The 26,671-nt window shown below is 69.3% G+C and carries 24 protein-coding genes; 8 read left to right on the forward strand and 16 right to left on the reverse strand.

The genetic code is table 11. The features are described 5' to 3' along the window. Positions 1–20: 20 nt before the first annotated feature. The 3 genes from H6927_13780 to H6927_13790 all read left to right on the forward strand — a co-directional run bounded on the left by H6927_13780 (position 21) and on the right by H6927_13790 (position 2,962). Positions 21–707 (forward strand): TetR/AcrR family transcriptional regulator, encoded by a 687-nt coding sequence (locus tag H6927_13780; protein ID MCP5219167.1) that lies wholly within the window; start codon positions 21–23, stop codon positions 705–707. A 151-nt stretch (positions 708–858) separates the two neighbouring features. After that, entirely contained in the window at positions 859–1,800 is a 942-nt protein-coding gene (locus H6927_13785) for a CysB family HTH-type transcriptional regulator (GenBank protein ID MCP5219168.1), read from the forward strand. After that, positions 1,790–2,962 (forward strand): pyridoxal phosphate-dependent aminotransferase, encoded by a 1,173-nt coding sequence (locus H6927_13790; protein MCP5219169.1) that lies wholly within the window; start codon positions 1,790–1,792, stop codon positions 2,960–2,962. The genes H6927_13785 and H6927_13790 overlap by 11 nt, the downstream gene beginning before the upstream one ends. A gap of 118 nt (positions 2,963–3,080) precedes the next feature. Here the strand turns inward: H6927_13790 and H6927_13795 are convergent, their stop codons facing one another. Further along, a complete protein-coding gene (locus H6927_13795; GenBank protein ID MCP5219170.1) occupies positions 3,081–4,724 on the reverse strand; it encodes an acyl-CoA synthetase in 1,644 nt (547 codons plus the stop codon). Positions 4,725–4,797: 73 nt separating this feature from the next. Between H6927_13795 and H6927_13800 the strand changes: the two genes are divergently transcribed. The 3 genes from H6927_13800 to H6927_13810 all read left to right on the forward strand — a co-directional run bounded on the left by H6927_13800 (position 4,798) and on the right by H6927_13810 (position 10,551). Next, on the forward strand, positions 4,798–6,633 hold the full coding sequence (locus H6927_13800) for a DNA primase (protein MCP5219171.1): 1,836 nt from the start codon (positions 4,798–4,800) through the stop codon (positions 6,631–6,633). A 342-nt stretch (positions 6,634–6,975) separates the two neighbouring features. Further along, positions 6,976–9,213 (forward strand): RNA polymerase sigma factor RpoD, encoded by a 2,238-nt coding sequence (gene rpoD / locus H6927_13805; GenBank protein MCP5219172.1) that lies wholly within the window; start codon positions 6,976–6,978, stop codon positions 9,211–9,213. A gap of 81 nt (positions 9,214–9,294) precedes the next feature. Then, a complete protein-coding gene (locus tag H6927_13810; GenBank protein ID MCP5219173.1) occupies positions 9,295–10,551 on the forward strand; it encodes a multidrug effflux MFS transporter in 1,257 nt (418 codons plus the stop codon). Here the strand turns inward: H6927_13810 and H6927_13815 are convergent. From H6927_13815 to H6927_13865, 11 genes are all read right to left on the reverse strand, one after another. After that, positions 10,536–11,231, reverse strand: coding sequence for a Crp/Fnr family transcriptional regulator (locus tag H6927_13815; GenBank protein MCP5219174.1), 696 nt, complete (start codon positions 11,229–11,231; stop codon positions 10,536–10,538). The two genes, H6927_13810 and H6927_13815, sit on opposite strands and share 16 nt — an antisense overlap. A 91-nt stretch (positions 11,232–11,322) precedes the next feature. Next, a complete protein-coding gene (locus H6927_13820) occupies positions 11,323–12,060 on the reverse strand; it encodes an ABC transporter ATP-binding protein (GenBank protein ID MCP5219175.1) in 738 nt (245 codons plus the stop codon). Next, positions 12,057–13,877, reverse strand: coding sequence for a branched-chain amino acid ABC transporter ATP-binding protein/permease (locus tag H6927_13825; protein ID MCP5219176.1), 1,821 nt, complete (start codon positions 13,875–13,877; stop codon positions 12,057–12,059). The genes H6927_13820 and H6927_13825 overlap by 4 nt, the downstream gene beginning before the upstream one ends. Beyond that, entirely contained in the window at positions 13,874–14,902 is a 1,029-nt protein-coding gene (locus H6927_13830) for a branched-chain amino acid ABC transporter permease (GenBank protein MCP5219177.1), read from the reverse strand. The genes H6927_13825 and H6927_13830 overlap by 4 nt, the downstream gene beginning before the upstream one ends. 339 nt (positions 14,903–15,241) lie before the next feature. Further along, positions 15,242–16,396 (reverse strand): ABC transporter substrate-binding protein, encoded by a 1,155-nt coding sequence (locus H6927_13835; protein MCP5219178.1) that lies wholly within the window; start codon positions 16,394–16,396, stop codon positions 15,242–15,244. A gap of 160 nt (positions 16,397–16,556) precedes the next feature. Continuing rightward, a complete protein-coding gene (locus H6927_13840) occupies positions 16,557–17,534 on the reverse strand; it encodes a CobD/CbiB family protein (GenBank protein ID MCP5219179.1) in 978 nt (325 codons plus the stop codon). A gap of 57 nt (positions 17,535–17,591) precedes the next feature. Next, entirely contained in the window at positions 17,592–18,317 is a 726-nt protein-coding gene (locus H6927_13845; GenBank protein ID MCP5219180.1) for a CoA pyrophosphatase, read from the reverse strand. A gap of 100 nt (positions 18,318–18,417) precedes the next feature. Next, entirely contained in the window at positions 18,418–18,801 is a 384-nt protein-coding gene (gene rplS, locus H6927_13850) for a 50S ribosomal protein L19 (protein ID MCP5219181.1), read from the reverse strand. Between the two features lie 94 nt (positions 18,802–18,895). After that, positions 18,896–19,663, reverse strand: coding sequence for a tRNA (guanosine(37)-N1)-methyltransferase TrmD (gene trmD / locus H6927_13855; protein ID MCP5219182.1), 768 nt, complete (start codon positions 19,661–19,663; stop codon positions 18,896–18,898). Positions 19,664–19,680: 17 nt separating this feature from the next. Beyond that, positions 19,681–20,670 (reverse strand): Hsp33 family molecular chaperone HslO, encoded by a 990-nt coding sequence (locus tag H6927_13860; protein MCP5219183.1) that lies wholly within the window; start codon positions 20,668–20,670, stop codon positions 19,681–19,683. Between the two features lie 16 nt (positions 20,671–20,686). Further along, positions 20,687–21,211, reverse strand: coding sequence for a gamma carbonic anhydrase family protein (locus tag H6927_13865; protein ID MCP5219184.1), 525 nt, complete (start codon positions 21,209–21,211; stop codon positions 20,687–20,689). Positions 21,212–21,250: 39 nt separating this feature from the next. Between H6927_13865 and H6927_13870 the strand changes: the two genes are divergently transcribed. Then, the gene (locus H6927_13870; protein ID MCP5219185.1) at positions 21,251–22,066 is read left to right on the forward strand and encodes a ferritin-like domain-containing protein; all 816 of its coding nucleotides are present in this window, start codon (positions 21,251–21,253) and stop codon (positions 22,064–22,066) included. A 20-nt stretch (positions 22,067–22,086) separates the two neighbouring features. Here H6927_13870 and H6927_13875 read toward each other — a convergent pair whose 3' ends face one another. The 3 genes from H6927_13875 to H6927_13885 all read right to left on the reverse strand — a co-directional run bounded on the left by H6927_13875 (position 22,087) and on the right by H6927_13885 (position 24,268). After that, on the reverse strand, positions 22,087–23,037 hold the full coding sequence (locus H6927_13875; protein ID MCP5219186.1) for an SDR family oxidoreductase: 951 nt from the start codon (positions 23,035–23,037) through the stop codon (positions 22,087–22,089). Positions 23,038–23,125: 88 nt separating this feature from the next. Beyond that, positions 23,126–23,914 carry a glycosyltransferase gene (locus tag H6927_13880; GenBank protein MCP5219187.1) on the reverse strand — a complete coding sequence of 263 codons (789 nt, stop codon included), beginning with the start codon at positions 23,912–23,914 and terminating at the stop codon, positions 23,126–23,128. Between the two features lie 18 nt (positions 23,915–23,932). Next, positions 23,933–24,268, reverse strand: a complete 336-nt coding sequence (locus tag H6927_13885) for a tyrosine-type recombinase/integrase (GenBank protein MCP5219188.1) — start codon at positions 24,266–24,268, stop codon at positions 23,933–23,935. Between the two features lie 187 nt (positions 24,269–24,455). On the opposite strand from H6927_13885, the gene iaaH reads away from it, so the two are divergent. Further along, positions 24,456–25,889, forward strand: a complete 1,434-nt coding sequence (iaaH, locus tag H6927_13890; protein MCP5219189.1) for an indoleacetamide hydrolase — start codon at positions 24,456–24,458, stop codon at positions 25,887–25,889. Between the two features lie 13 nt (positions 25,890–25,902). Here the strand turns inward: iaaH and H6927_13895 are convergent, their stop codons facing one another. Further along, entirely contained in the window at positions 25,903–26,634 is a 732-nt protein-coding gene (locus H6927_13895; GenBank protein ID MCP5219190.1) for a response regulator transcription factor, read from the reverse strand. Positions 26,635–26,671: the final 37 nt, after the last annotated feature.

Consider the following 26,671-nt stretch of genomic DNA (forward strand, 5'->3'; position numbering starts at 1 on the left):
TGAGCCTTTCATCCCTGCGTATGTCCAAGATGCCGAACGCCGACCATCGAACCCGGGTTGCCGCAGAGCGGCGGGAACGGATGCGGGCGCGGCTCGTCGAATGCGCCCTGGCCGTGTTTGCCGAAAAAGGCGTTGGCGCAAGCGTCATCCAAGACGTCATCGCCACCGCGGAAGTTTCACAAGGAACCTTCTACAACTACTTCAGGACCAATGAGGAACTGCTGGCCGCCGTCGCACAGGAATTGAGCAACGAACTGCTGGAAGGCATCGAGGGCGCGGTGAGCCGCTACGAGGACCCCGCCGCCCGCATCGCCCATGGCGTGCGGCTCTACCTCTACCGCGCAAGGGAATTTCCCTTGTTCGCGCGTTTCGTCATGAGCGCCGCTTTCCACTTGGCGAGCCCGAACAGTCTCATCTACGAGTACCTGCCTCCGCACCTTGAAGCTGGCTTCGCCTCCGGCCGTTTCGCGAGGATTCCGGTCGAGGTGGCCCTCGATCTGGTCAGCGGCTTCGCGTTGGCAGCCATCGTCCGCTTGACGAGCGGCGATGCCAGCGACGACTATCCAGAACAGGTGGTATCGACACTGCTGCGCGCACTCGGATACGACGAGCAGGAAGCCCGCAACGTTGCGTTCGCGCCATTGCTGCCTTTGGCCGTACCAGAGCTTTCGCTGATCTCCCGCGCCACGGCGCGACTTGAGGCCTGAGCCTGCGCGACAGCAGAAGCGCTGGCTGCGTCCAGGGGGAGGACGCAGGCAGCGCGTTCCTGATCATCGGCGCACCGATGGTGATCGGGAGATCGTGAACCCGTTTTTAGACCAAAACCACGATAATGACGGGCTTCAATATACCCAAACCATGAATCTCCATCAATTCCGCTTCGTGCAGGAGGCCGTGCGCCGCAACCTGAACCTGACCGAGGCGGCCAAGGCGCTGCACACCTCGCAGCCGGGGGTGTCCAAGGCCATCATCGAGCTGGAGGAAGAGCTGGGCGTGGAGATCTTCGCGCGCCACGGCAAGCGCCTCAAGCGCGTCACCGAGCCCGGCCAGCACGTGCTGCAGGCCATCGCCATCATCCTGCGCGAGGTCGGCAACTTGAAGCGCATCGGCGAGCAGTACAGCGCGCAGGACAGCGGCACGCTGTCGATCGCCACCACCCACTCGCAGGCACGCTACGTGCTGCCCGCGCCCGTCACCAAGCTGCGCGAGCGCTACCCCAAGGTCAACATCAGCCTGCACCAGGGCGCGCCCGACCAGGTGGCGCGCATGGTGCTGGACGAGGTGGCCGACATCGGCATCGCCACCGAGTCGCTGACCGACTACCCCGAGCTGGTCACCCTGCCCTGCTACGAATGGCAGCACGTGCTGGTGCTGCCCGCGCAGCACCCGCTGGCCCGGCGCGAGCGCGTGACGCTGGAGGACATCGCCGCCGAGCCGCTGGTGACCTACCACCCCTCCTTCACCGGCCGCGCGCGCATCGACCACGCCTTCGCCCAGCGGCACCTCGCGCCGCGCATCGTGCTGGAGGCCATCGACTCCGACGTCATCAAGACCTACGTGCGCCTGGGCCTGGGCCTGGGCATCGTCGCCGAGATGGCCGTGCAGGGCGAGGCCGACACCGACCTCGCCCTGCGCCCGCTGGGCCAGCTGCTGGGCCACAACGTGGCGCGCGTGGCCCTCAAGCGCGGCGCCTACCTGCGCGACTTCGTCTACCACTTCGCCAGCCTGCTGTCCGACCGCCTGGACAAGGCGCTGATCCTCAAGGCCATGAGCGGCGAGGCATCCACCTATGAGCTCTGAACGCACGCCCGCCTTTCCCTCCCGCCTGCCCGCCGTGGGCACCACCATCTTCACCGTCATGTCGGCGCTGGCCGCGCAGCACCAGGCGGTCAACCTGGGCCAGGGCTTTCCCGACTTCGGCTGCGACCCCAAGCTGATCGACGCCGTCGATGCCGCCATGCGCGCCGGCCACAACCAGTACCCGCCCATGCCCGGCGCGGCGCCGCTGCGCGAGGCCATTGCTGCAAAAATCGAAGCGCTGTACGGGCGCCATTACGACCCCAACAGCGAAATCACCGTCACCGCCGGCGCCACCCAGGCCATCCTGACGGCCATCCTGTGCTGCGCCGGCCCGGGCGACGAGGTGATCGTGCTGGAGCCCAGCTACGACAGCTACGTGCCCAACATCGAGCTGGCCGGTGCCACCGCGGTGCGCGTGCCGCTCACCCCCGGCACGTTTCGCCCCGACTTCGACAAGATCGCCGCCGCCCTCACGCCGCGCACGCGCGCCATCGTCGTCAACAGCCCGCACAACCCCAGCGGCACCGTGTGGTCGGCCGCCGACATGCACAAGCTGGACGAGCTGCTGGCGCCCACCGACGTGCTGCTCATCAGCGACGAGGTGTACGAGCACATGGTCTACGCCCCGCTGCGCCACGAGAGCGTGGCGCGTTACCCGGGTCTGGCCGCGCGCGCCTTCATCGTCAGCAGCTTCGGCAAGACCTACCACGTCACCGGCTGGAAGGTGGGCTACGTGGCCGCGCCGGCGCCGCTCACGGCCGAGTTCCGCAAGGTGCACCAGTTCAACGTGTTCACCGTCAACACCCCCATGCAGCACGGCCTGGCCGCCTACATGCAGGACCCGGCGCCCTACCTGCAGCTGCCCGCCTTCTACGCCGCCAAGCGCGACCTGTTTCGCGCCGGCCTGGCGCAAACGCGCTTTCGCCTGCTGCCCTGCGAAGGCACCTACTTCCAGACCGCCAGCTACGCCGAGCTGCCCGGCCCCGAGCGCGACTTGGGCGAAGCCGACTTCTGCCAGTGGCTCACGCGCGAGCACGGCGTGGCCGCCATTCCGCTGGCGGCCTTCTACGGCGACGGCTTCGAGCAACGGACCATCCGCTTTTGCTTCGCCAAGCAGGACGACACCCTGCGCGCCGCGCTGGCGCGGCTGGCACGGCTGTAGGGCGCGCCACGCCACGCGCTGGCCATAACTCCCGATTCGATAGCTGCTCGCGCTTGATCGGCGCGGGCCAGAGCTCGATTTGACTTGAAAATCGGCGCGCGGCCAGGCCGCAGCCCGCTCACACGTCGATGGCCGCCGCCGACCCGGCCTGCTTGCGCAGCTCGAACTTCTGGATCTTGCCGGTGCTGGTCTTGGGCAGCTCGCCGAACACCACGGCGCGCGGCACCTTGAAGCCGGCCAGATGCTGCTTGCAGTGGGCCACGATGTCGGCCTCGCTGACCTGCGCGCCGGCCTTCAGCTCGACGAAGGCGCAGGGCGTCTCGCCCCACCTGGGGTCGGGCTTGGCGACCACGGCCGCGGCCAGCACGGCGGGGTGGCGGTACAGCGCGTCCTCGACCTCGATGGAGGAGATGTTCTCGCCGCCCGAGATGATGATGTCCTTGCTGCGGTCCTTGATCTTGATGTAGCCGTCGGGGTACTGCACCGCCAGGTCGCCCGAGTGGAACCAGCCGCCGGCAAAGGCCTCGGCCGTGGCCTGCGGGTTCTTCAGGTAGCCCTTCATGGCGATGTTGCCGCGGAACATGATCTCGCCCATGGTCTCGCCGTCCATCGGCACCGGCTGCATGGTCTCGGGGTCGAGCACGCGCGCGTCGCGCTGCAGGTGGTAGCGCACGCCCTGGCGGGCGTTCAGGGCGGCGCGCTCGCCGATCGGCAGCCCGGCCCAGCCAACCTGCTTGGCGCACACCGTGGCCGGGCCGTAGACCTCGGTCAGGCCGTAGACGTGGGTCAGGTCGAACCCCATCTTCTCCATGCCCTCGATCATTGCCGCCGGCGGCGCCGCGCCGGCCACCATGCACTTCACGCCGGCGGGCACGCCCGTCTTCAGCTCGTCGGGCGCGTTGACCAGCAGGCCGTGCACGATGGGCGCGCCGCAGTAGTGCGTCACGCCGTGCTCGCGGATGGCGTCGAAGATGGCCTTGGCCTCCACGCGGCGCAGGCACACGTTGACGCCGGCGCGCGCCGCCACCGTCCACGGAAAGCACCAGCCGTTGCAGTGGAACATGGGCAGCGTCCACAGGTAGACCGCGTGCTTGGGCAGGTCCCATTCCAGGATGTTGCTGATGGCGTTGGTGGCCGCGCCGCGGTGGTGGTAGACCACGCCCTTGGGGTTGCCGGTGGTGCCGCTGGTGTAGTTCAGCGCGATGGCGTCCCATTCGTCCGCCGGGTAGCGCCACTCGAAATCGGCGTCGCCCTGGGCCAGGAAGGCCTCATAGGTGGTGCTGCCGATGGGCTGGCCAGCGCCGTACAGCGCGTCCTCGACGTCGATCACCCGCAGCGGCGCCTTCGACTGCCGCAGGGCCAGCGCCTTCTTCATCACCGGGGCGAACTCCGGATCGACGATGAGCACCTTGGCCTCGCCGTGGTCGAGCATGAAGGCCACGGCCTCCGGGTCCAGCCGGGTGTTCAGCGCGTTCAGCACGGCGCCGGCCATGGGCACGCCGAAATGCGCCTCCACCATCGGCGGGGTGTTGGGCAGCATCACGGCGACGGTGTCGTTTTTGCCCACGCCGGCCTGCTGCAGCGCGCTGGCCAGCTGGCGGCAGCGCCGGTAGGTTTGCTGCCAGGTCTGGCGCAGCGCACCGTGCACCACCGCCAGGCGCTCGGGGTAGACCTCAGCCGCGCGCTGGATGAAGGCCAGCGGCGTCAGGGGCGCGAAGTTGGCTTCGGTGCGGGGCAGGTCGGTATCGAAGATCGAGGGCATCGCGGGCTCCGGCAGGACGATCCGCCCATGATAGACAAGTGGCCCGGCGCGGCCCTTGCGCGACAATCGCCCGGTGGCCATTCCCCAGCATTTCATCCAGGAGCTTCTGGCGCGCGCCGACGTGGTCGAGATCGTCGGCCGCTACGTGCAGCTGAAGAAAACCGGGGCCAACTTCTCGGGCCTGTGCCCGTTCCATGGCGAGAAGACGCCCTCCTTCACCGTCAGCCCATCCAAGCAGTTCTTCCACTGCTTCGGCTGCGGCAAGAACGGCAACGCGATCGGCTTTCTGATGGAGTTCACCGGCGCCGGCTTCGTCGAGGTGGTGCACGACCTGGCGCAGCAATACGGCCTGCAGGTGCCCGAGGACGAGCGCAGCCCCGCCGAGCGCGCGCGCGCCGCGCAGGAGAGCGAGCAGCGCGCCAGCCTGACCGACGTGCTGGCGCGCGCGGCCGACGCCTACCGCCAGCACCTGAAAACCTCGCCACGCGCCATCGACTACCTCAAGCGCCGCGGCGTCTCGGGCGCGGTGGCGCGCGACTTCGGCCTCGGCTACGCGCCCGAGGGCTGGCGCACGCTCGCCGGCGTGTTCCCGGACTACGCCGACGCGCAGCTGCACGACAGCGGCCTGGTCATCGTCGGCGAGGACGACGAAGGCAAGCGCTACGACCGCTTTCGCGACCGCATCATGTTCCCCATCCGCGACGTCAAGGGCCTGGTCATCGGGTTTGGCGGGCGCGTGCTGGGCGATGAAAAGCCCAAATACCTCAACTCGCCCGAAACCCCGGTGTTCCACAAGGGGCGCGAGCTGTACGGCCTGTTCGAGGCCCGCGGCGCCTTGCGCGAGCACGGCTACGCCCTGGTCACCGAAGGCTACATGGACGTGGTGGCCCTGGCCCAGCTGGGCTTTGCCAACGCCGTGGCCACCCTGGGCACGGCCTGCACGCCCGAGCACGTGCACAAGCTGTTTCGCTTCACCGACAGCGTGGTGTTCAGCTTCGACGGCGACAGCGCCGGCCGGCGCGCCGCGCACAAGGCGCTGCAGGCCGCCCTGCCCCTGGCCAGCGACGTGCGCAGCATCAAATTTTTGTTTTTGCCGCCCGAGCACGACCCCGACAGCTTCATCCGCGCCGAGGGCGCCGAGGCCTTCCAGCAGGCGGTGCAGGCCGCCGTGCCGCTGTCGCGCTTCGTGCTCGACGCCGCCGCCGAGGACTGCGACATGGACACGGCCGAGGGACGCTCGCACTTTGCCGCCAACGCCCGGCCCCTGTGGCAGCTGCTGCCCGCCGGCGCCCTGGCCGCCCAGCTGCTGGGCGACATCGCGGCGCAGGTGCGCATCGGCGTGCACGAGCTGCAGCAGCTGTGGGGCCTGCGCGGCGCGGCGCAGCCAGCACGGGCCCGGGGCCATGGCGCGCCCGCCGCCGATCGCGGCGCCGCCCGCGGCCCTGCGGTGTCCCACCGCCCGTCGCCGCGTGCCGTCGCGCCGCGCGCCGCCCCCAGCAGCCGCGCGCACCGGGCGCTGCAGATCGTGCTGACGGCGCCCGGCAGCTGGCAGGCCCTGAGCGGCAGCGACCACCAGCTGCTGTGCGAGCAGGCGGCGCCCTACGGCCCGCTGTTTGCCTGGCTGGACGGCCAGGTGCTGGAGCACGGCCCCCAGCCCTGGAGCGCGCTGCGCGAGGCGCTCCGAGGCCACCCGCTGGAGGACGCCGCCGTGCGGGCCATCGAGGGACTGCACGACGAGATCGACTCCGACCCCGGGGAGCTGCAGGACATCCTGCGCCAGGAGCGCCCCGTGCACCTGAAGCAGCGCATGGACGCGGCGCTGGCCGCCGGCGACGTGGCGCTGTACCAGAGCCTGCTGCCCGAGCTGGCCAGGGCCAAGACCGGCGAGCGCGAAGCAGGCGGGTATTGAGGGCCCGGCCGGCTCATGGACGCCTGCTGGCGCCTCTTGAAATCCGGCGAATTGTTATAATGTAGAGCTTGTCACCGGCAAGAGCGACAGCAGCACCTCCGGATCGGCCCTCGCGTCGTCATCGCACGCGCCCCATGCATGGGGTGGCCACATCACCGCAAGGACTGCATCCCAAATGTTCGCCCGACCATCTTGCCCATGACGGTGGAATGCCCGCATTGGCCGCCTGTCGGCCGAAGGGAAGCCGCCGCGATGCCATTCTTTTTGAATTGAGTCCGATGGGAGCCTGCCCGGCCGGCCACGCAGCCACTGGGCGACTCCGATCCGTACCGAGGTCGAACCATGCCCACCAGCGCCAAAACCGCCAAGCCCACCCCCAAGGCCAAGGCCGCTTCCAAGGCCAAGCCCGCAGCGGCCGACGAGCTCGAGCCCAAGGCCGCGCCGGCCAAGAAGGCCGCCCGCAAGTCCACCGGCCCCGCCAAGGCCGCCGCCGAAAAGTCCGCCCCGCCCAAGCGCGGCAAGGCTGGCAAGGCCGCTGCCCGCGAGGGGGACGACACCGACCTGTCCGACATCGAGGCCGAGCTGGAGGGTGAGCCCGAGGCGGCCACGCCCGAGGTGGTCGAGAAGGTCAAGCCGCTGCGCATGAAGATCAGCAAGGCCAAGGAACGTGCCTTGATGAAGGAGTTCGGCCTGGACGAGAGCGTGCTCTCCGAAGAGGAGATGAACACCCGCCGCGCCAACCTGAAGACCCTGCTCAAGCTGGGCAAGACGCGCGGCTACCTGACGCACGGCGAGATCAACGACCACCTGCCCGACAAGCTGGTGGACGCCGAGACGCTGGAGGCCGTGGTCTCCATGCTCAACGACCTGGGCGTGGCCGTGTACGAGCAGACGCCCGACGCCGAGACCCTGCTGCTGACCAACACCGGCACCAGCACCGCCACCGAGGAAGAGGCCGAGGAAGAAGCCGAGGCCGCCCTGTCCACCGTGGACAGCGAGTTCGGCCGCACCACCGACCCGGTGCGCATGTACATGCGCGAGATGGGCACGGTGGAGCTGCTGACGCGCGAGGGCGAGATCGAGATCGCCAAGCGCATCGAGGGCGGCCTGATGGAGATGATGGACGCCATCAGCGCCAGCCCCACCACGATCGCCGAAATCCTGAGGATGGCCGGCGAGATCCGCGAGGGCAAGGTGGTCATCAACACCATCGTCGACGGCTTTGCCGACGCCGACGAGAACGACGACTACGTGGCCGAGGAAGACTTCGACGAGTACGACGAAGAGGACGACGACGACGGCAAGGGCGGCTCCAAGTCCATGACCCGCCTGCTGGAAAAGCTCAAGGCCGAGGCGCTGGAGCGCTTCGACGACGTGGCCGCGCTGTTCGACAAGGTGCGCCGCGCCTACGACAAGGAAGGCTGGGGCTCGCCCACCTACGTGAAGGCGCAGCACGCGCTGTCGCAGCGGCTGATGTCGATCCGCTTCACCGCCAAGACGATCGAAAAGCTGTGCGACCTGCTGCGCGGCCAGGTGGACGACGTGCGCAAGTACGAGCGCGAGCTGCGCCGCATCATCGTCGACCGCTGCGGCTACCCGCAGGACCATTTCATCGCCGACTTCTCGGGCCGCGACAAGAGCGGCAATCGGGTGCGCTCGCACCTGCTGGACCTCAAGTGGGTCGAGCGGCAGGCCCATGCGGACAAGCCCTGGAGCGCGATCATGGGGCGCAACATTCCGCCCATCCAGGACCTGCAGCAAAAGCTGACCGACCTGCAGGCGCAGGTGGTGGTGCCGCTCGACGAGCTGAAAGCCATCAACAAGCGCATGAACGAGGGCGAGGCCGCCAGCCGCGACGCCAAGAAGGAGATGATCGAGGCCAACCTGCGCCTGGTCATCAGCATCGCCAAGAAGTACACCAACCGCGGCCTGCAGTTCCTGGACCTCATTCAAGAGGGCAACATCGGCCTGATGAAGGCGGTGGACAAGTTCGAATACCGCCGCGGCTACAAGTTCTCGACCTACGCCACCTGGTGGATCCGCCAGGCCATCACGCGCTCCATCGCCGATCAGGCGCGCACCATCCGCATTCCGGTGCACATGATCGAGACCATCAACAAGATGAACCGCATCTCGCGCCAGCACCTGCAGGAGTTCGGCTTCGAGCCCGACGCCGCCCTGCTGGCCGAGAAGATGGAGATCCCGGAGGACAAGATCCGCAAGATCATGAAGATCGCCAAGGAGCCGATCTCGATGGAAACGCCCATCGGCGACGACGACGACAGCCACCTGGGCGACTTCATCGAGGACAGCAACAACACCGCCCCGGTGGAGGCCGCCATGCAGGCCGGCCTGCGCGACGTGGTCAAGGACATCCTCGACAGCCTGACCCCGCGCGAGGCCAAGGTGCTGCGCATGCGCTTCGGCATCGAGATGGACAACGACCACACGCTGGAGGAAGTGGGCAAGCAGTTCGACGTCACGCGCGAGCGCATCCGCCAGATCGAGGCCAAGGCGCTGCGCAAGCTCAAGCACCCCTCGCGCTCGGACAAGCTGCGCAGCTTCACCGACAACACCTGATCGTTTTCAATTCAAATTGGCGTCTGGCGCGCATCCAATGTGCGCCAGACGCTATTTTGTTTATAGCATTCCCAATTCTTCATGAATCCCGACGCCGCCAAAATCTGGCAGGCCCCGCGCTGGGCCCTGGCCATCCTGCTGGCCATGCTCGGCATGCTGGGGCCGTTCTCCATCGACACCTACCTGCCGGCGTTCGCGGCCATTGCCGGCTCGCTGCAGGCCACCCCGGTCGAGATGCAGCAGACGCTGTCGGCCTATCTGTTCGGCTTTGCCTTCATGAACCTGTTTCACGGCGCGCTGTCCGACAGCTTCGGGCGCCGGCCGGTCATCCTGGGCGGGCTGGTGGTGTTCACGCTGGCGTCCCTCGGCTGCGCGCTGTCGCAGACCGTGGGGCACCTGATCTTCTTTCGCGCCCTGCAAGGCCTGTCCACCGGTGCCGGCGTGGTGGTCTCGCGCGCGGTCATCCGCGACATGTTTCCACCGTCCGAGGCCCAGCGCGTGATGAGCCAGGTCACCATCTTCTTCGGCGTGGCCCCGGCCATCGCGCCGATGATGGGCGGCGTGCTGTCCGAATACCTGGGCTGGCACGCGATCTTCTGGTTTCTGGTGGCAGTCGGCGTGGTGCTGATCGTCGCCAACCTGCGCCTGCTGCCCGAGAGCCTGCACGTCAAGGACCGCCAGCCCTTCCAGTTCGGCCACCTGCTCAAGGGCTATGCGGTGCTGCTGTCGGACCCGCGCTTTTTCCTGCTGGCGCTGGCCTCGGGCGTGCCCTTCAACGGTCTGTTCCTGTACATCCTGGGCGCGCCCGCCTACCTGGGCGAGGTGCTGCACCTCAAGCCCACGCAGTTCTTCTGGTTCTTCGCCCTCAACATCGGCGGCATCATGATCGGCTCGTGGCTGTCCGGGCGCATGGCGGGCCGGGTGGCGCCCAAGAATCAGATCATGCAGGGCTTTCGCATCATGGTGGCGGTCTCGATCGTCAACATCATCGCCAACGCACTGTTCGAGGCCGAGGTCTGGTGGTCGCTGTGGCCGATCGCGCTGTTCGCCTTCGGCTGGGCGCTGATGGTGCCGGTGGTCACGCTGCTGGTGCTGGACCTGCACCCCGACCGGCGCGGCATGGCCTCGTCGCTGCAGTCGGTGGTCGGCTCGGTGGCCAACGGCATCGTGGCCGGCGCGGTGGCGCCCCTGGTCATGCACTCGGCCCTCGGCATGGCCATCATGTCGGCCGCGTTCCTGTTCGTGGGCCTGTTATCGTGGCTGTGGCTGCACCAGCGCTGGCCCGAGATCGGCAACCCGCGCCACCCGCAGGCCGCCCCCGGTCAGCGGCCCGGGTAATTGGCCAGCCGCGCGACGTCCGGGATGTGGATCTCGCGCTTGTCCACCTCGATCAGGCCCTGCGAGGCCAGCTCGCTGAGCACGCGCGAAAAATACTCGGGCGTGATCGACAGGCGCGAGGCGATCGCCGCCTTGCTGACCGGCAGCGTCACCGTCATCGACGCGCTGCCCGGCTCCGGGATGGAGCGCCCGCCCAGCAGGTAGCCGATCACGCGCTGCGTGCCGCTGTGCAGCGACACCGCCTCCACGTCCTGCACCAGGCCCTGCAGGCGCCGCGACAGGCCGGCCAGCATGCGCAGCGAAAAGGCCGGGCTGCGCTCGATCTCGCGCAGCACCGTGGCGCGCTCGATCGTCAGCAGCAGGGTGTCGGTCAGCGTCTGCGCGGTGACCAGGTAGGGCGACTCCATGAACATCACCGCCTCGCCGAAGCTGCGCCCCGGCCCGCACAGGTGAATCACCTTCTCCACCCCCGTGGGCGACATGGCGAACAGCTTGACCTGGCCCATCACCACCACGTGGAACTCGCGGCAGGCATCGCCCACGCGAAAGATGGTGCGCCCGCGCTCCAGGCGGCGCAGGTGGCAGTCCTGCGCCAGCCGCTCGCGCTCGGGCCCGGTGATGCTGGAAAACAGCGGCAGCGTGCCCAGGTAGCGCGCAACGTCGAACTTGTCGTGACTCACGAGGTTGGCGGCGAGCGGTCTTCGGATCGCCCACCGGATGGTGGTTGAACTGCCGCCGAGTGTACGGACGATCGGGCGCGGCGCCCTGCCCTCATTCGGCCTTCTTGCCACCCACCCCCAGATAGGTCTCGATCACGCGCCGGTCGGTCAGCAGCGCACTGGCCTCGCCGCTGAGGGCCACGGCGCCCATCTCCAGCACGTAGCCGCGGTCGGCCACCTGCAGCGCGGCGCGCGCGTTCTGCTCGATCAGCAGCACCGACACGCCCAGATCGCGCAGCGAGGCCACGATGTGCAGCACCTCGCGCACGATCAGCGGCGCCAGGCCCAGCGAGGGCTCGTCCAGCATCAGCAGCTTGGGGCGCGCCATCAGCGCGCGGCCGATGGCCAGCATCTGCCGCTCGCCGCCCGACAGCGTGGCCGCCAGCTGCGCGCGGCGCTCCTGCAGACGCGGAAACAACGCGAACACCTCGCCCATGCGCTCGGCCTGGTCGCGCTGGCCGCGCCGCCAGCGGGCAAAGCCGCCCAGCAGCAGGTTGTCCTCGACCGACATCTCGCCGAACAGCTCGCGCTTTTCGGGCACCAGACCCACGCCGCGCGCCACCATGGCCTCCACCGTGGGGCGGGCGATCTTGTCGCCGGCCAGTTGCACGCCGCCGGTCGACGGCAGCAGCCCCATCACCGCGTTCAGCAGCGTGCTCTTGCCAGCGCCGTTGGGGCCGATGACGGTGACGATCTCGCCCTCGCCCACCGTCAGCGCCACCTGATGCAGCGCCTCCACCGGGCCGTAGCAGACGCTGAAGTCCTGGATGTTGAGCAGCGGGGCGTTCATGAAGTGGCTCCGGCAAAGTCGCTGCCCAGGTAGGCTTCCATGACGCGGGGATTGGCCTGCACCTGGGCCGGCGTGCCCAGGGCGATGACGGTGCCGAACTCGAGCACCGTGATGCGATCGGCCAGGTTCATGACGAATTCCATGTCGTGTTCCACCACCAGCACGGCCAGGCCTTCGGCCCGCAGCTGGGTCAGCAATTGGGCCAGGGCCTGCTTCTCGAGGTGGCGCAGGCCGGCGGCCGGCTCGTCCAGCAGCAGGATGGAGGGCTGGCCCGCCAGCGCCCGCGCGATCTCGACGATGCGCTGCTGGCCCAGGGGCAGCGAGGCCGCGGGGGTGTCGATGTACTGGGCCAGGCCGCAGCGCTCGATCTGGCGGCGGGCCTCGGCCAGCAGGGCTGCCTCCTCGCCGCGATCGGCGCGCAGCATGGCCGCCAGCCAGCCACGCCGCGCCCGCAGGTGCGCGCCCACGGCCACGTTCTCGAGCACGCTGCGCTGGCCCAGCAACCGCACGTGCTGGAAGGTGCGTCCCAGCCCCAGCGCGGCAAAGGCGCGCGAGGGCTTGCCGGCCATGGCCTGGCCCAGCAGGGTGACGGTGCCCGAGGTCGGGTCGTCCACGCCCGAGATCATGTTGAAGAAGGTGCTCTTGCCGGCGCCGTTGGGGCCGATCAGGGCATGCACTTCGCCAGACCTGACGTCCAGGTTGACGGCGTTGTTGGCCACCAGGCCGCTGAAACGCTTGGTGACGTCCTTGGCCTGCAGCACCACCTGACCAGCCGGCGGCAGGGTGTGGCGCGCCAGCGGGACCGCGGCCACGGCCTGCGCGCGCGGCTTGGCCGGCTTCAGAAACCTGTTCACCCAGGCCGCGATTAGCGGCCACAGGCCGTCGGCGGCGCGCTGCAGCACCAGCAGCATCAGCAGGCCGAACACGATGACCTCGAAGTTGCCGCTGGCGCCCAGCAGGCGCGGCAGCCAGTCCTGCAACTGCTCCTTGAGCAGGGTGATCAGGGTGGCGCCCAGCACCGCGCCCCACAGGTAGCCCGAGCCCCCCACCACGGCCATGAACAGGTATTCGATGCCGATGTTCAGGTCGAACGGCGTGGGGTTGACGAAGCGCTGCAGGTGCGCGTACAGCCAGCCCGAGACGGCCGACAGCAGCGCCGCCAGCACGAACAGCTTCATGCGCTGGCGGGCGGTGTCCACGCCCATCGACTCGGCCATCACCCGCCCGCTCTTGAGCGCCCGGATGGCGCGGCCCTCGCGTGAGTCCAGCAGGTTGTGCAGGCCCCAGATGGCCAGCAGCAGCACCGCCCAGATCAGCACGCCCAGCACGCGCGGCGAGCTCAGCTCGTAGCCGGCGATGGACAGCGGCGGCACGCCGGTGATGCCGGTGAAGCCGCCCAGGCCCTCGAGGTTGCCGAAGATGTAATACAGGCTCAGGCCCCAGGCCAGCGTGCCCAGCGGCAGGAAGTGCCCCGCCAGTGGCAGCGTGACGGCGCCCAGGAACCAGGCGATCAGCGCCGTGACCGCCAGGCCCAGCAGCAGGCCCAGCCAGGGCAAGGCGCCGGCTGGCAGCGCCGACAGCGCGTGCGTGGCGGTGGGCGAAGTGCAGATCCAGGCCGTGGCGTAGGCGCCCAGGCCGACGAAGGCCGCCTGCCCGAACGAGGTGATGCCGCCCACGCCGGTGAGCATGACCAGCCCCACGGCCACCAGCGAATACAGGCCGATGTAGTTCACCAGCGTGATGGTGAAGGCCCCGAACAGCGGCCAGGACAGCGCCAACAGGGCAATGGCCAGCCAGGTGAGATGGCGGCGGGTCATTCCTCGTCCTCCACGTGGCGGGTGTTGAGGGAGCGCCACCAGAGCACCGGGATGATGAGGGTGAACACAATGACTTCCTTGAAGGCGCTGGCCCAGAACGAGGAAAAGGATTCAAGCTGGCCCACCAGCAACGCGCCCACCACCGACATTGGATAGCTGAGCAGCCCGCCGACGATGGCGGCGACGAAGCCCTTCAGGCCGATCAGGAACCCGGTGTCGTAATAGATGGTCGTGATCGGCGCGATCAGCAGCCCGCAGACGGCGCCGATGAGGGCGGCCAGCGCAAAGCAGATGTCGCCCGAGAGGTCGGTCGGGATGCCCATCAGGCGCGCGCCCACCCGGTTGATGGCGGTGGCGCGCAGGGCCTTGCCGATGATGGAGCGTTCGAAGAACACGTACATGGCCGCCAGCAGCACCACCGCCGCGCCGATCACCACCAACGACTGGCCGCTGACCGGCAGGCCGCCCACGTCCCAGCGCGCGTCCCACATCGAGCTTGTGCGCGCGCCCTCGGCGCCGAAGAAGTACAGCCCCAGGCCCACCATGACCCAGTGCAGCGCCACCGACACGATCAGCAGCATCAGCACGCTGGCGTGCGCCAGCGGGCGGAACACCAGCCGATACAGCAAGGGCCCCATGGGCACGATCAGCAGCAGCGCCAGCACGGTCTGCGCCCAGACCGCGGCCGGCTTGACCGCCAGCGCCAGCACCGCGGCCACGGCCGGCAGCACAATGGCCCACACCGCCGTGGAGCGCCAGTCCACATGCATGCCGCGCCAGTGGCGCCAGCCCTCGACCAGCAGCGTGATCACGGCCAGGCCCAGCAGCAACCAGATGGCCGAAGGCACGCCGCCGGCCTGGATGGCCGCCATCGACAGCGCCGCATAGGTGACGAACTCGCCCTGCGGAATGAAGATGACGCGCGTGACGGAAAACACCAGCACCAGCGCCAGCGCCATCAGCGCGTAGATGGCGCCGGTGACGAAGCCGTCTTGCGCGAGCATCAGGGCGATTTGTGCGTCCATAGATCAAAAAACCTGTTCATGGCAGAGCTTGACAGAGAACCCCCCCGGACTCTTCGGCCCTGCTTGGGTCGCCGAACGGATGCGGACCGGGGATGGCGCAACGGTGCCGCAACATGCCAGCGCCGGATTTTCCCCCCGAGGTCTTGCACGGCCGGCATGAAATTTAAACGGCAATCATTTAAGCGTCAACAAAATTCATGATTAATCATGGAAAACCATGAGTGCCAGCCCGTGTCACCACCACGCACCGGGCCCATTTGCGCGAACAGGGCGACCGCCGCCGGCACGTCGCCCTGTTCCTGAATCCGCCGGCAAGCCCTTACGGTCGCCGGCGGCCGATCACTTGCTCGGCTGATAGACCCACTTGCCGTTCTCGATCTTGACCATCACCACGCCGCGCTGGTCCAGCCCCAGGTGGTCTTGCGCCGACATGTTGAAGATGCCGTGCGCGCCAGCCACGTCCTTGACCTGCTCCAGGGCGTCGCGCAGGGCCGAGCGGAAGGCCTCGGTGCCCGGCTGCGCGCCGCCCTTGAGCGCCGCCGGCACGGCCGCGGCCAGCACCTTGCCAGCGTCCCACACGTGGCCGCCGAAGGTGGACACGCTGCCCTTGCCGTAGGCGCCCTCGTAGGTGTGGATGTATTCGAGCGACGACTTGCGCACGGGGTTGCTGGCCGGCAGCTGCTCGGCCACCAGCACCGGGCCGGCGGGCAGCAGCGTGCCGTCCACGTCCTTGCCACCGACGCGCAGGAAGTCGTTGTTGGCCACGCCGTGGGTCTGGTAGATCTTGCCGGTGTAGCCACGCTCCTTGAGCGTCTTCTCGGGCAGCGCCGCCGGCGTGCCCGAGCCGGCGATGAGGATCGCGTCCGGCTTGGCGGCCATCAGCTTGAGCACCTGGCCGGTCACCGCGGTGTCGGTGCGGCCGTAGCGCTCGTTGGCCACCAGCTTGATCTTCTTGAGGTCCAGCGCCTTGACGGTCTCCTTGTACCAGCCCTCGCCGTAGGCGTCGGAAAAGCCGATGAAGCCCACCGTCTTGATGCCGTGGTCGGCCATGTGGCCGGCGATGGCCAGCGCCATCATGATGTCGTTTTGCGGCGTCTTGAACACCCAGCGCTTCTTGGCGTCCTGCGGCTCGATGATGGCCGCCGAGGCGCCCAGCGAGATCATCGGCGTCTTGCCCTCGGCCACGGCGTCGATCATGGCCAGCGAGGCCGGCGTGGTGGACGAGCCGAAGATGATGTCCACCTTCTCGGACATCAGCTTGCGCGCGTTGGTGACGGCGCCGGTCGTGTCGGACGCGTCGTCCAGCACGATGTAGTTGACCTTTTGCCCGCCCATGGTCTTGGGCAGCAGGGCCACGGTGTTTTTCTCGGGAATGCCCAGCGACGCCGCCGGCCCGGTGGCCGAGAGCGTGACGCCCACGTTGATGTCGGCCCAGGCGGACAGGGAAAAGCCGGTTGCCGCAAGGCACGCCAGGGCGATGTGTTTGATCTTCATGGGTTTGGCTCCATCGGAATAAGAAAAAGCCGCGCGGCGCCGGTCGGAAAGCCGACCCACACCATAAGGTGACCGCGCGGTCGGTTAATGATTGTATCGGCCCACCCCGCGCCAAGCCTTGCCGCGAGGCTGGGAATTTCCCTAAGTCAATTTAGCCAGGTCAGCCCAGCACGTGGGCCACCGTCAGCAAGGCCAGCAGCAGCAGCCACAGCGCCACCATGCGCCAGACCAGGCCCACCACGCGGGCAAAGTGCGTCACGCTGGGCGCCTCGCCGGGCAACTCGCCGTTCGGACCACCGCCCAGCGCGACGTCGCCCGGCGGCTGCCCCGGCGCCGCGCGGACCGGCATGTTGCCCAGGCGCACGCCCACGGCGCCGGCGGCCGCCGCCAGGATCACGCCGTCGTTGGCGTTGCCAAAGCGGTCGGCATGGCGCCGCCAGGCGTCGATGGCGTCCTCGAAACTGCCGACGATGGCCAGCGCCAGCGCCGTGCAGCGGGCCGGCAGCCAGTCGATCCAGGCCCAGGCTGCCTGGGTGGCGCCGGCCAGCGCGGTGCTGACCGATGCGTCGGGCGTCGGCCCGGCGGCGCGCCAGTCATGCGCCAGGGCGCCCGCCTGGCGGTACAGCACCGCCCCCGCCGGACCCAGGCCCACCACCTCCAGCAGGCAGAACCACAGCATGACGCCGAACACGTGGCGATGCGCGGCCAGCACCGAGTGCTCCAGCACCAGGCGCACCAGCTCGCTGCGCGGGATGGCGGACTCGTCCACCTGCTGCCAGCGTGCCAGCAGCTGCCGCGCGCGCTCCTCGTCGCCCAGCTCCAGGGCGTCGCGAATGGCGACGAAATGATGGCTGAACTGGCGAAACCCCAGGCAGCCGTACAGCACCGCGATGGTCCACAGCAGCGCCAGCGGCCAGCCGCCCAGCCACAGCAGGGCGGCGTGCACCAGCGCCACGCCCAGGGTCGGCCCGAGCGCGGCCAGCGTCCAGGCCAGCCAGGCATGCTGGGGGGCGCCGGCATCCACGTTGCGCGCCACGCCCCGCGCCCAGCGCCGCAGGGCCTCCAGCACCGGGTTGCGCGGCGCCAGCGGCCACACCTGCTCCAGCAGCAGGGTGGTCACGATGGCCAGCAGGATCATGCCGTGATGATAGTGAGGCGCCGCCCCGCTGCACCGCGCCGGGCCCGCCCGGGCGGTTCAGGCCAGCAGGAATCTGTAGAAATTTCGCAACATGCCCGCCGTGGCGCCCCAGATGTAGTGCTCGACGGGCGCTGCCGATGCATCGCTGCGCGCGGCCGCCTGCGCCGGCTCGCGATAGGGCATGGAAAACCACTCGCGCACCCCGCCCGCCCACTCGAAGCGGTGGCGCCGGTGGTGCGCGGGGTTCATCAGGAAGGCCAGCGGCACCTCGAAGGCATGCGCCACCTCGTCCGCGTTGGGCTGCAGCACGAAGCCCTCGCGCACCAGCGCCACCACCGGCGTCACCAGAAACTGCGAGCCGGTCGCATACACCGGCAACTGGCCCAGCACGTCGATGAAGCCGGGCGCCAGGCCCACTTCCTCGCGCGTCTCGCGCAGGGCCGCGTGCACCACGTCGCCGTCGCCCGCCTCGACCTTGCCGCCCGGAAACGCCACCTGCCCCGCGTGCGAGGGCAGGCCCATGGCCCGCTCGGTCAGCAGCACCGACAGGCCCGCCGCGCGCGCCACCAGCGGCACCAGCACGGCGGCCTCCACCGGCGCGCGGTCGACGAAGCGCGGCTCCTGGCGCACCTCGGGCTGCCAGCGCGGCGGCGCCCGAAAGCGCTGGCGCAGGGCCTGGGGGGTGAGGCGCTCGGGCGGCACCGCGGGCAGATCGGCGTCCACGCCGGTGACGGGCACCTGGCGCGGATCGAACGCGGGCAGCAGCGAAGGGATGGCGGTCATGGTCGAGCGGCGGCGCCCATGCAAAAACCGCCTGCACGCACAAGGCGGCAGGCGGCTCGCGGCGGATGGAGACGACGCCCGCGAGGGCGGCGCCCGGTCATCACGCGTTGTCGGCCTGGGCCGTGGCGCGGCCGGGCAGCTTTTCCTTGATGCGCGCCTTCTTGCCGCTCAGGCCGCGCAGGTAGTACAGCTTGGCGCGGCGCACGTCGCCGCGGCGCTTGACCTCGATCTTGGCGATCAGGGGCGAGTAGGTCTGGAAGGTGCGCTCCACGCCTTCGCCGCTGGAGATCTTGCGCACGGTGAAGCCGCTGTTCAGGCCGCGGTTGCGCTTGGCGATCACCACGCCCTCGTAGGCCTGCACGCGCTTGCGGCTGCCTTCGACGACGTTGACGCTGACGATCACCGTGTCGCCGGGGGCGAAGTCGGGGATGTTCTTGCCCAGGCGGGCGATTTCCTCTTGCTCGAGGGTTTGGATCAGGTTCATCACGTTTCCCGTCTCGATCGTGCTCACGCTACGCTGGGGGCGGCTTGGCGGGTTGGCCGTGGCCGCGGCGGGCAGAGGATCGAAAAGCTTTTGATTATAGCTCGGGCGCGGCGTCTTTCAGAACCTGCTCGTCCTGGCGGCTCAGCTGCCCGGCGGCGCGCGCGGCGGCGATCAGCGCCGGGCGCTCGCGCGCGGTCAGCACCAGGCGCTGCGCGCGCCGCCAGCGCTCGATCTGCGCGTGGTGGCCGCTCAGCAGCTCGGCCGGCACGTCCTGGCCGCGCCATCGCTCGGGCCGGGTGTAGTGCGGGCAGTCCAGCAGGCCGTCGATGGCCGGGTTGAAGCTGTCCTGCTGGTGGCTGCCCTCGTCGCCCAGCACGCCCGGCTGCAGGCGCGCCACGGCGTCCAGCAGCGCCAGCGCCGCGATCTCGCCGCCCGACAGCACGAAGTCGCCCAGGCTGATCTGCGCGTCCACGCAGCTGTCGATGAAGCGCTGGTCGATGCCTTCGTAGCGCCCGCAGATCAGGACGGCGCCCCGGCTTTGCGCCCAGGCCTGCACGCCCGCGTGCCGCAGCGGCTCGCCCACCGGCGAGAACAGCACGGCCGGCGCCTGCAGCTCGGGCGCCTCGGCGCGGTCGGCGCGCACGGCCTGCAGGCAGCGCGCCAGCGGCTCAGCCAGCATCACCATGCCGGGGCCACCGCCGAAGGGCCGGTCGTCCACGCGGCGGTAGTTGCCCTCGGCCCAGTCGCGCGGGTTCCACAGCTTCAGCTCGATCTGGCCGCTGGCGTAGGCGCGGCGCGTGATGCCCGCTTCGACAAACGGAGCAAACAGCTCCGGAAACAGGGTGATGACGTCGAAGCGCATGCGCAAGCTGCCTGGCGCTACTGCACCGAGCCGGGCTGGGGCGGCTGCTGCGCGGCGGGGGTGAACAGGCGGCCCACGTCGACGGCGTCGAAGCGCTCCTGCTGGCCGCAGAAATCGCAGCTCACCTCCACCTGGCCCTGCTCGCGCAGGATGGACTCGGCCTCATCGCGGCCCAAGCCCTTGAGCATGGCGCCCACGCGCTCACGGCTGCACGAGCAGGCAAAGCGCGGGCCACTGGCGCCCTGGCGGGGCTCGAAGCGCTGCAGGGGCTCCTGCCAGAACAGGCGGCGCAGCACGGTGTCGGCGTCCAGCTCCAGCAGCTCCTCGCGCTTGAGGCTGCGCGCCAGCAGGCTCAGGCGCCCAAAGGCATCGTCGTCATCCGCGCCCTCGCCCTCCTCGCGCGCCACGTGGCTTTGCGCCAGGTTGTGCTGGCCCTGCACCGGCAGGCGCTGCAGCAGCAGGCCGGCGGCGCGCATGCCATCGGCGGCCAGCACCAGGGTGGTGTCCAGTTGCTCCGACTGGCGCATGTACTGCTCGATCACCTCGGCCACGCCCCGCAGCGCCACGCCGCCCGGGCCCGCCAGCGGCACCACGCCCTGATAGGGCTGCTGGCCGGGCAGGCGCAGCCGCGGGTCGAGCGTGATGGCGCAGCGGCCCTGGCCATGGGCATTGACCAGCTCGGCCAGCATGGCGCCAGGCGGCACGGCGCCGGTCACCGAGGCGGTGGCGCGCAGGCGCAGGTCGGACTGCACCTCGGCCACGGCCAGCTTCACCGGGCCGTCGCCAAAGACCTGCATCACCAGCGCGCCGTCGAACTTGATGCCGGACTGCATCAGCACCGCGGCGGCGGCCATTTCGCCCAGCAGCTCGGCCACCGGCGGCGGGTAGGCGCCGGTCTGGCTGTTGGCCGCGCGCCGGCGCAGCACCTCCTGCCAGGCGTCGGTCAGCACCACCAGCGCGCCACGCACCGGCAGGCCTTCGAAGATGAATTTGTGCAGCTCGGACATCCGGCACAGATGCGGCTCAGCCGAGTTTCTTCAAGCCGGACTTGAAGCGCCGCGCATTGTCGATGTAGTGCTGTGCGCTGCGGCGCAGGCCCTCGATCTGCTCGGGCGTGAGCTGGCGCACCACGCGCGCGGGAGCGCCCACGATCATGCTGCCGTCGGCAAACGCCTTGCCCTCGGTCACCAGCGCGCCAGCGCCCACCAGGCAGTTCTTGCCGATGCGCGCGCCGTTGAGCACCACGGCGCCGATGCCGATCAGCGACTCGTCGCCGATGGTGCAGCCGTGCAGCATGACCTTGTGGCCCACGGTCACGTGCCGGCCGATGGTCAGCGGCTGGCCCACGTCGGCGTGCAGCACGCTCAGGTCCTGGATGTTGCTGCCCTCGCCCACCGTCATGTGCTCGGTGTCGCCACGCAGCACGCAGCCGAACCACACGCTGGCGTCGGCGGCCAGCGTCACGTTGCCGATCACCTCGGCCGAGTCGGCGACCCAGGCGCTGGGGTGCACGCGCGGCGCCGTGCCATCGAGTTCATACACGGCCATCGCAGAGCTCCTTCAGGCTGAAAAACGATAATTGTAGGGATGGAGTTGCGCGCCCTCGCCCTGCAGGCCCTCGCGGCCGACGATCTTGAGAAAAAACTGGCCCTGGTCGGCGCCCTGTCTGCGCAAGAAGCTACCATAAAGATAGTAATCGATGGCACGCTCGCCGCCCCCACCCACTTGCCCGGCAGGCCCGCCAGGCCGGTGCTGATCGCCCACACGCAAGTGCCCCGGCGCTCGGTGCACACCCTCGAAGGCCGCGCGGCGCTGGTGCACGCCATCTGCCACATCGAGTTCAACGCCATCAACCTGGCGCTGGATGCCATCTGGCGTTTTGCCGGCCTGCCCGAGGCCTACTACCGCGACTGGCTGCGCGTGGCCGTCGAGGAAGCCCGGCACTTCGGCCTGCTGCACGCGCACCTGCAAACGCTGGGCCACCGCTACGGCGACTTTGCCGCGCACGACGGCCTGTGGAGCATGTGCGAGCGCACCCAGGGCGACGTCACCGCCCGCATGGCCCTGGTGCCGCGCACGCTGGAGGCGCGCGGGCTGGACGCCACGCCGCCGATCCAGCAAAAGCTGCGCGCCGTGGGCACGCCCGATGCGCTGGCGGCCTGTGCCATCCTGGACATCATCCTGCGCGACGAGATCGGCCACGTGGCCATCGGCAACCACTGGTACCGCTGGCTGTGCGAGCAGCAGGACCTGGAGCCGCTGGCGCACTACGCGCAACTGACGGCGACCCACCAGGCGCCGCGGCTGAAAGGCCCGTTCAACCCATCGGCACGCCGGCAGGCCGGCTTCACGGCCGAGGAAATGGCGGCCTGGGACGACCCAGCCGACACACAGGACGGGTGAAGGCCCCGGTCCAGGCGCCTTCAGGCCTCGCAGCCCTGCGTGCGAAACCACGCGATGGTGTCGGCCAGGCCGTCCTGCAGGCTGACCGTGGGCTGCCAGCCGAGCGACTGCCGCGCCCGCGTGATGTCGGGCTGGCGGCAGCGCGGGTCGTCCTCGCGTCCCGGCACGTCCCGCACGCCGGCCGAACTGCCCGTCAGCCGCAGCACCTCGCGCGCCAACTCGGCCATGCTCACCTCGTGCGGGTTGCCCAGGTTGATGGGCCCCAGATCCTGGCCGTGCTCCATCAGGGCCAGCAGGCCGCGCACGGTGTCGCTGACGTGGCAGAACGAGCGCGTCTGCGCGCCGCCACCATGCAGGGGCAGCGGCTCGCCGCGCAGCGCATGGGCGATGAAGCTGCTGACCACCCGGCCATCGCTGGGCCGCAGGCGCGGGCCGTAGGTGTTGAACAGGCGCGCCACGCGCACAGCCGTGCCGTGCTGCCGGGCGTGGGCCACCATCAGCGCCTCGGCGCAGCGCTTGCCCTCGTCGTAGCAGCTGCGCGGCCCGATGGGGTTGACGTGGCCCCAATAGCCCTCGGGCTGCGGGTGCACCTGCGGGTCGCCATAGACCTCGCTGGTCGAGGCGAGCAGCACGCGCGCACCGTGCGCCTGGGCAAAGTCCAGGGCGTTGAGCGTGCCCACCACGTTGGCGCGGAGGGTCTGTACCGGCATGCGCTGGTAGTCGGGCGGGCTGGCCGGGCTGGCCAGCTGGTACACGCGCCGGGCCGCCGGCAGCGCCTGCCAGAGCTGGGCGTCGGCCACGTCGCCGCGCACCAGGGCAAAGCGCGGGTGCGCGCGCAGATGCGCCAGGTTGTCCAGCCGGCCGGTGGACAGATCGTCCAGGCACAGCACCGCTTCGCCGCGCGCCAGCAGCGCCTCGCACAGGTGGCTGCCCACGAAGCCGGCGCCGCCGGCAACCACGGTGCGTGTCATGGGGTCACCTCCGTGCTTCGCACTGCGGTGCGAGCCCCCGCGCTGCCGCAGGCTGCGCTTCGCTTGCCGGGAGCGGCCGGGCGGGAGCTCATGGTTGAGGGGCCGGCGCGCCGGGCTGGCCAAACGCCCAGCGCACGCGCAGCAGGGCCCAGAGCTCCTCGGGCGAAAGGTCCCGCCCCACGTGCTGCAAGGTGTCGTCATGCAGGCCGCCGGCGGGCACCGGCAGGCCCGCCTGGCGATAGCTGAACGCCCAGTTGGACTCGTAGCGCACCGTGGGCTGCCCGGTCCAGGCGACCTTCAGGCGGTGGTGCTGCATCAGCCAGCACATGACCCGGTCGCAGATGGGCGCGATGGAACGGGGAATCTGGCACCACGCGCCCCACAGAAAGCCGGCCGAGCGGGCCAGGCTGATGCAGCTGGTGTCGACGAAGGTGCCGCCCACCGGCTCGCCCGCGGCCGCCAGGCGCAGGTATTCGTGCCCGGGCACGAACAGGGTGCGCGAGGCAAACACGGCATCCAGCGGCGTGCCCGCGGCACGCGCGCGCTCGTACAGCTGCACCAGCGAGGCCGCGTGCGCGGGCTCCAGGTAGTTGTCGGCGTCGAGAAAGCACACCACGTCCATGCCGTCGGCCAGCGCGCACTGCGCGCCGATGCCGCGCGGCGTGCAGCCGAAGTTGGCGTGCGCGTTGGGCAGCACGACGTGGCGCACGTCGGGCCAGTCGGCCAGCACCTCGGGCTGGGGAAAACCATCGGCCACCAGGTAGTGCACGGTATCCGGGTGGGTCTGGGTACGCACGCTTTGCAGGCACCGCCGCAGTACCGCCGCAGCCTCCTTGTAATACGGCGTCACAACGGCAACACGAAGTGAACTGGGCATCGGCGGATTATCGGGGCCTCACCCCCGCGGATGATGCTGCGCGTGCAAATCCTTCAGCCGCTGGCGCGCGATGTGGGTGTAGATGGTGGTGGTGGAGATGTCGGCATGCCCCAGCAGCATCTGCACCGCGCGCAAATCGGCGCCGTGGTTGAGCAGGTGGGTGGCGAAGGCGTGGCGCAGCGTGTGCGGCGACAGCGGCGTGCCGATGCCGGCCTGGCGCGATAGCGCTTGACCAGGTTCCAGAACATCACGCGCGACATGGCCGTGCCCGGCGTGCGCCCGGCGCTGGTGACGAACAGCGCCTCGGTCTGGCGCGCGCCCAGCGACTCGATGAAGGCGCTGGGTCGATGACATGGACAGGAAAGCCTTGCTCTGTCATCGATTTTGACGACAGACAAGGGGCATGCCGCGGGGCACGATGGATGGGTTTTCCACCCACTCAAGGAGCCCTTCGATGAACATCGCATCGCCCACCCGATTTGCTGCCTTGGCCTTGGCCGGGTTTGCGCTCAGCGCCCAAGCACAAAAACCTTCCGCCGATCTGGACATCCCCACGCTGAGCGCCAGCCAAGCCGCACGTGCGCTGTGCGCCGGGCGTTTGAGCAGCGAGCAGTTGGTCAGTGCCTACATCGCGCAGGCCAAGGCCAAGCCAGATCTCAACGCCTTCATCACGCTCGACGAGACTGGCGCGCTGGCCGCTGCCCGCGCCGCCGATGCCGCCCGAGCCAAGCGCCCTGCTGGCACCGCCTGCAAGCCGCTGGACGGCCTGCCCATCGCGATCAAGGACAACATCCAGGTGCGTGGCCTGCCTGCCACCGCAGGCACGCCGGCGCTGAAAAATTTCGTGCCCGCTACCGATGCGCCGGTGGTCGCCAGGCTGCGGGCCGCTGGCGCCATTGTGCTGGGTAAAACCAATATGCACGAACTGGCCTTCGGCGTTACCGGCTACAACCCGGCCTTCCATTCAGGTGCCAACATTGGCGTGCGCAATGCCTACGATCAGCACCGTATCGCAGGCGGCTCGTCCTCGGGCAACGGCGCGGCCCTGGGCGCGCGCATGGTGGCCGCCGCGCTGGGCACCGACACGGGCGGCTCGGTGCGCATCCCCTGCGCCTTCAATGGTTGCACCGCGCTGCGCCCTTCCGTAGGACGCTATCCGCAGCAAGGCATCGCGCCGATCTCGCACACCCGCGACACCGCCGGCCCCATGGCGCTGTCGGTGGCCGACCTGGTGCTGCTCGACCGCGCCATCACCGGCGGCGGCGCCGTCAAACCGGTCCCACTCAAGCGCGTGCGACTGGGCATGGCCGCACCCTTTTTCGCCCATCAGGATGCCGACACCCGCGCAGCCACCGACGCCGCGCTGGCCAGGCTGCGCGCCGCCGGCGTGACGCTGGTCGACGTTCAGATGCCCAGGCTCATGGAACTCAATGGCGCCGTGGGTTTTCCGGTCGCACTCTACGAAGCCCACGACGACATGGCGGCCTACCTGGCGAAATACCACACCGGCATCGACCTGCAACAACTGGCTGCGGGCATCGCCAGCCCCGATGTGAAAGCCACGTTCGACGGCCTGGTGCTGCCGCGCAAACTGCCAGCAGCCCAAGGGGTCGTCGATGCAAGACCCGCCTATGAGCACGCCATGCGCGTGGCGCGCCCGGCGCTGCAAAAACTGTACCGGGACACGTTCAAGAAATACCGGATCGATGCGCTGGTGTTCCCAACCGTGCCGCAAGTGGCCCTGCTGGCCACGCCCGAGGCCAGCAGCGTCCAGAACTTTGGCGCGCTGATCCAGAACACCGATCCGGGCAGCAACGCCGGCATTCCGGGCCTGCAACTGCCTTCGGGCCTGGGGCGTGACAGCGGCCTGCCCATCGGGCTGGAACTGGATGGCCCCGCTGGCAGCGACCGCCATCTGCTGGCGCTGGGCTTGGCCATCGAGCCGGTGTTGGGACGACTGCCTGCGGCCAAGTAAACACCTCGCCTTGTCAGTGCGGCTCCATCGGCAAGGCTTGCGCGAGCGCGGAGCGGCGCTCGATGCCGAGCTTGTCGAAAATGCGCCGCAGATAGGTGCGCACCGTGGGCACGCTCACCCTCATGCGGCGAGCAATGCCCTTGTCGGTCAGGCCTTCGCGCACGGCGCGCGCCACCTGCTGCTCGCGCGCGCTGAGGCTGGTCCATGACGAAGCCGGCATGGCGCGCCGCTGCGCCCGCTGCATGGCACCCACAAAAGCCGGCTCGATCAGGTTCAGCATCAGTGTTTCGCGCTGCCCAAAATCGCCCCGCGCCCGACAGCGCCAGATGCGCAAATCGCCCAGCGCGTGGTCATCGTCGAAACTGTGCAGATTCAAACCCCAGTACAAGCCGTCGCGCGCCAGAAAATCGTTGAAAAAAGGCGTGCGCACCAAGGCGCGCTGGGACATCACCTCGCTCACGCGGGTGGCGCGGCGGCGCGACTGCAAGACAAAGGTGATCGGATCGTGGTGTTGGTGCCACTGGTCATAGGTGTCCAGGTTGGCTGGCTCCATATTGATCGCCACCCGCGAGCCAAAGCAGCCTCGCTCGGCATTCCACACGAAGGAGGCGAACTGGTCGGCTCGCAGCAGACTCAGCAAGGAATGCCCCAAGCGCTCGCGGATTTCACGCTCGCCACAGTCATCACGCGCCAGCAAGCCCAGCACGCCGCGCAGCGCCTGCTGATCCGATCCGCTCAGGTACATGCTTATCTCCGTTCCTTGGCGAGCTGAGCCCATGCCC

The organism is Burkholderiaceae bacterium, from assembly GCA_024235995.1.
In the GTDB taxonomy this organism is placed as follows: Bacteria; Pseudomonadota; Gammaproteobacteria; order Burkholderiales; family Burkholderiaceae_C; genus Ottowia.

What these genes read in the sequence shown, in the direction of transcription:
- H6927_13780 (MCP5219167.1), top strand. Translation starts at nt 21, where the DNA reads ATGTCCAAGATGCCGAACGCCGACCATCGAACCCGGGTTGCCGCAGAG.
- H6927_13785 (MCP5219168.1), top strand. Translation starts at nt 859, where the DNA reads ATGAATCTCCATCAATTCCGCTTCGTGCAGGAGGCCGTGCGCCGCAAC.
- H6927_13790 (MCP5219169.1), top strand. Translation starts at nt 1,790, where the DNA reads ATGAGCTCTGAACGCACGCCCGCCTTTCCCTCCCGCCTGCCCGCCGTG.
- H6927_13795 (MCP5219170.1), bottom strand. Translation starts at nt 4,724, where the DNA reads ATGCCCTCGATCTTCGATACCGACCTGCCCCGCACCGAAGCCAACTTC.
- rpoD (MCP5219172.1), top strand. Translation starts at nt 6,976, where the DNA reads ATGCCCACCAGCGCCAAAACCGCCAAGCCCACCCCCAAGGCCAAGGCC.
- H6927_13810 (MCP5219173.1), top strand. Translation starts at nt 9,295, where the DNA reads ATGAATCCCGACGCCGCCAAAATCTGGCAGGCCCCGCGCTGGGCCCTG.
- H6927_13820 (MCP5219175.1), bottom strand. Translation starts at nt 12,060, where the DNA reads ATGAACGCCCCGCTGCTCAACATCCAGGACTTCAGCGTCTGCTACGGC.
- H6927_13825 (MCP5219176.1), bottom strand. Translation starts at nt 13,877, where the DNA reads ATGACCCGCCGCCATCTCACCTGGCTGGCCATTGCCCTGTTGGCGCTG.
- H6927_13830 (MCP5219177.1), bottom strand. Translation starts at nt 14,902, where the DNA reads ATGGACGCACAAATCGCCCTGATGCTCGCGCAAGACGGCTTCGTCACC.
- H6927_13835 (MCP5219178.1), bottom strand. Translation starts at nt 16,396, where the DNA reads ATGAAGATCAAACACATCGCCCTGGCGTGCCTTGCGGCAACCGGCTTT.
- H6927_13840 (MCP5219179.1), bottom strand. Translation starts at nt 17,534, where the DNA reads ATGATCCTGCTGGCCATCGTGACCACCCTGCTGCTGGAGCAGGTGTGG.
- H6927_13845 (MCP5219180.1), bottom strand. Translation starts at nt 18,317, where the DNA reads ATGACCGCCATCCCTTCGCTGCTGCCCGCGTTCGATCCGCGCCAGGTG.
- rplS (MCP5219181.1), bottom strand. Translation starts at nt 18,801, where the DNA reads ATGAACCTGATCCAAACCCTCGAGCAAGAGGAAATCGCCCGCCTGGGC.
- trmD (MCP5219182.1), bottom strand. Translation starts at nt 19,663, where the DNA reads ATGCGCTTCGACGTCATCACCCTGTTTCCGGAGCTGTTTGCTCCGTTT.
- H6927_13860 (MCP5219183.1), bottom strand. Translation starts at nt 20,670, where the DNA reads ATGTCCGAGCTGCACAAATTCATCTTCGAAGGCCTGCCGGTGCGTGGC.
- H6927_13865 (MCP5219184.1), bottom strand. Translation starts at nt 21,211, where the DNA reads ATGGCCGTGTATGAACTCGATGGCACGGCGCCGCGCGTGCACCCCAGC.
- H6927_13870 (MCP5219185.1), top strand. Translation starts at nt 21,251, where the DNA reads ATGGAGTTGCGCGCCCTCGCCCTGCAGGCCCTCGCGGCCGACGATCTT.
- H6927_13875 (MCP5219186.1), bottom strand. Translation starts at nt 23,037, where the DNA reads ATGACACGCACCGTGGTTGCCGGCGGCGCCGGCTTCGTGGGCAGCCAC.
- H6927_13880 (MCP5219187.1), bottom strand. Translation starts at nt 23,914, where the DNA reads ATGCCCAGTTCACTTCGTGTTGCCGTTGTGACGCCGTATTACAAGGAG.
- H6927_13885 (MCP5219188.1), bottom strand. Translation starts at nt 24,268, where the DNA reads ATGTCATCGACCCAGCGCCTTCATCGAGTCGCTGGGCGCGCGCCAGAC.
- H6927_13895 (MCP5219190.1), bottom strand. Translation starts at nt 26,634, where the DNA reads ATGTACCTGAGCGGATCGGATCAGCAGGCGCTGCGCGGCGTGCTGGGC.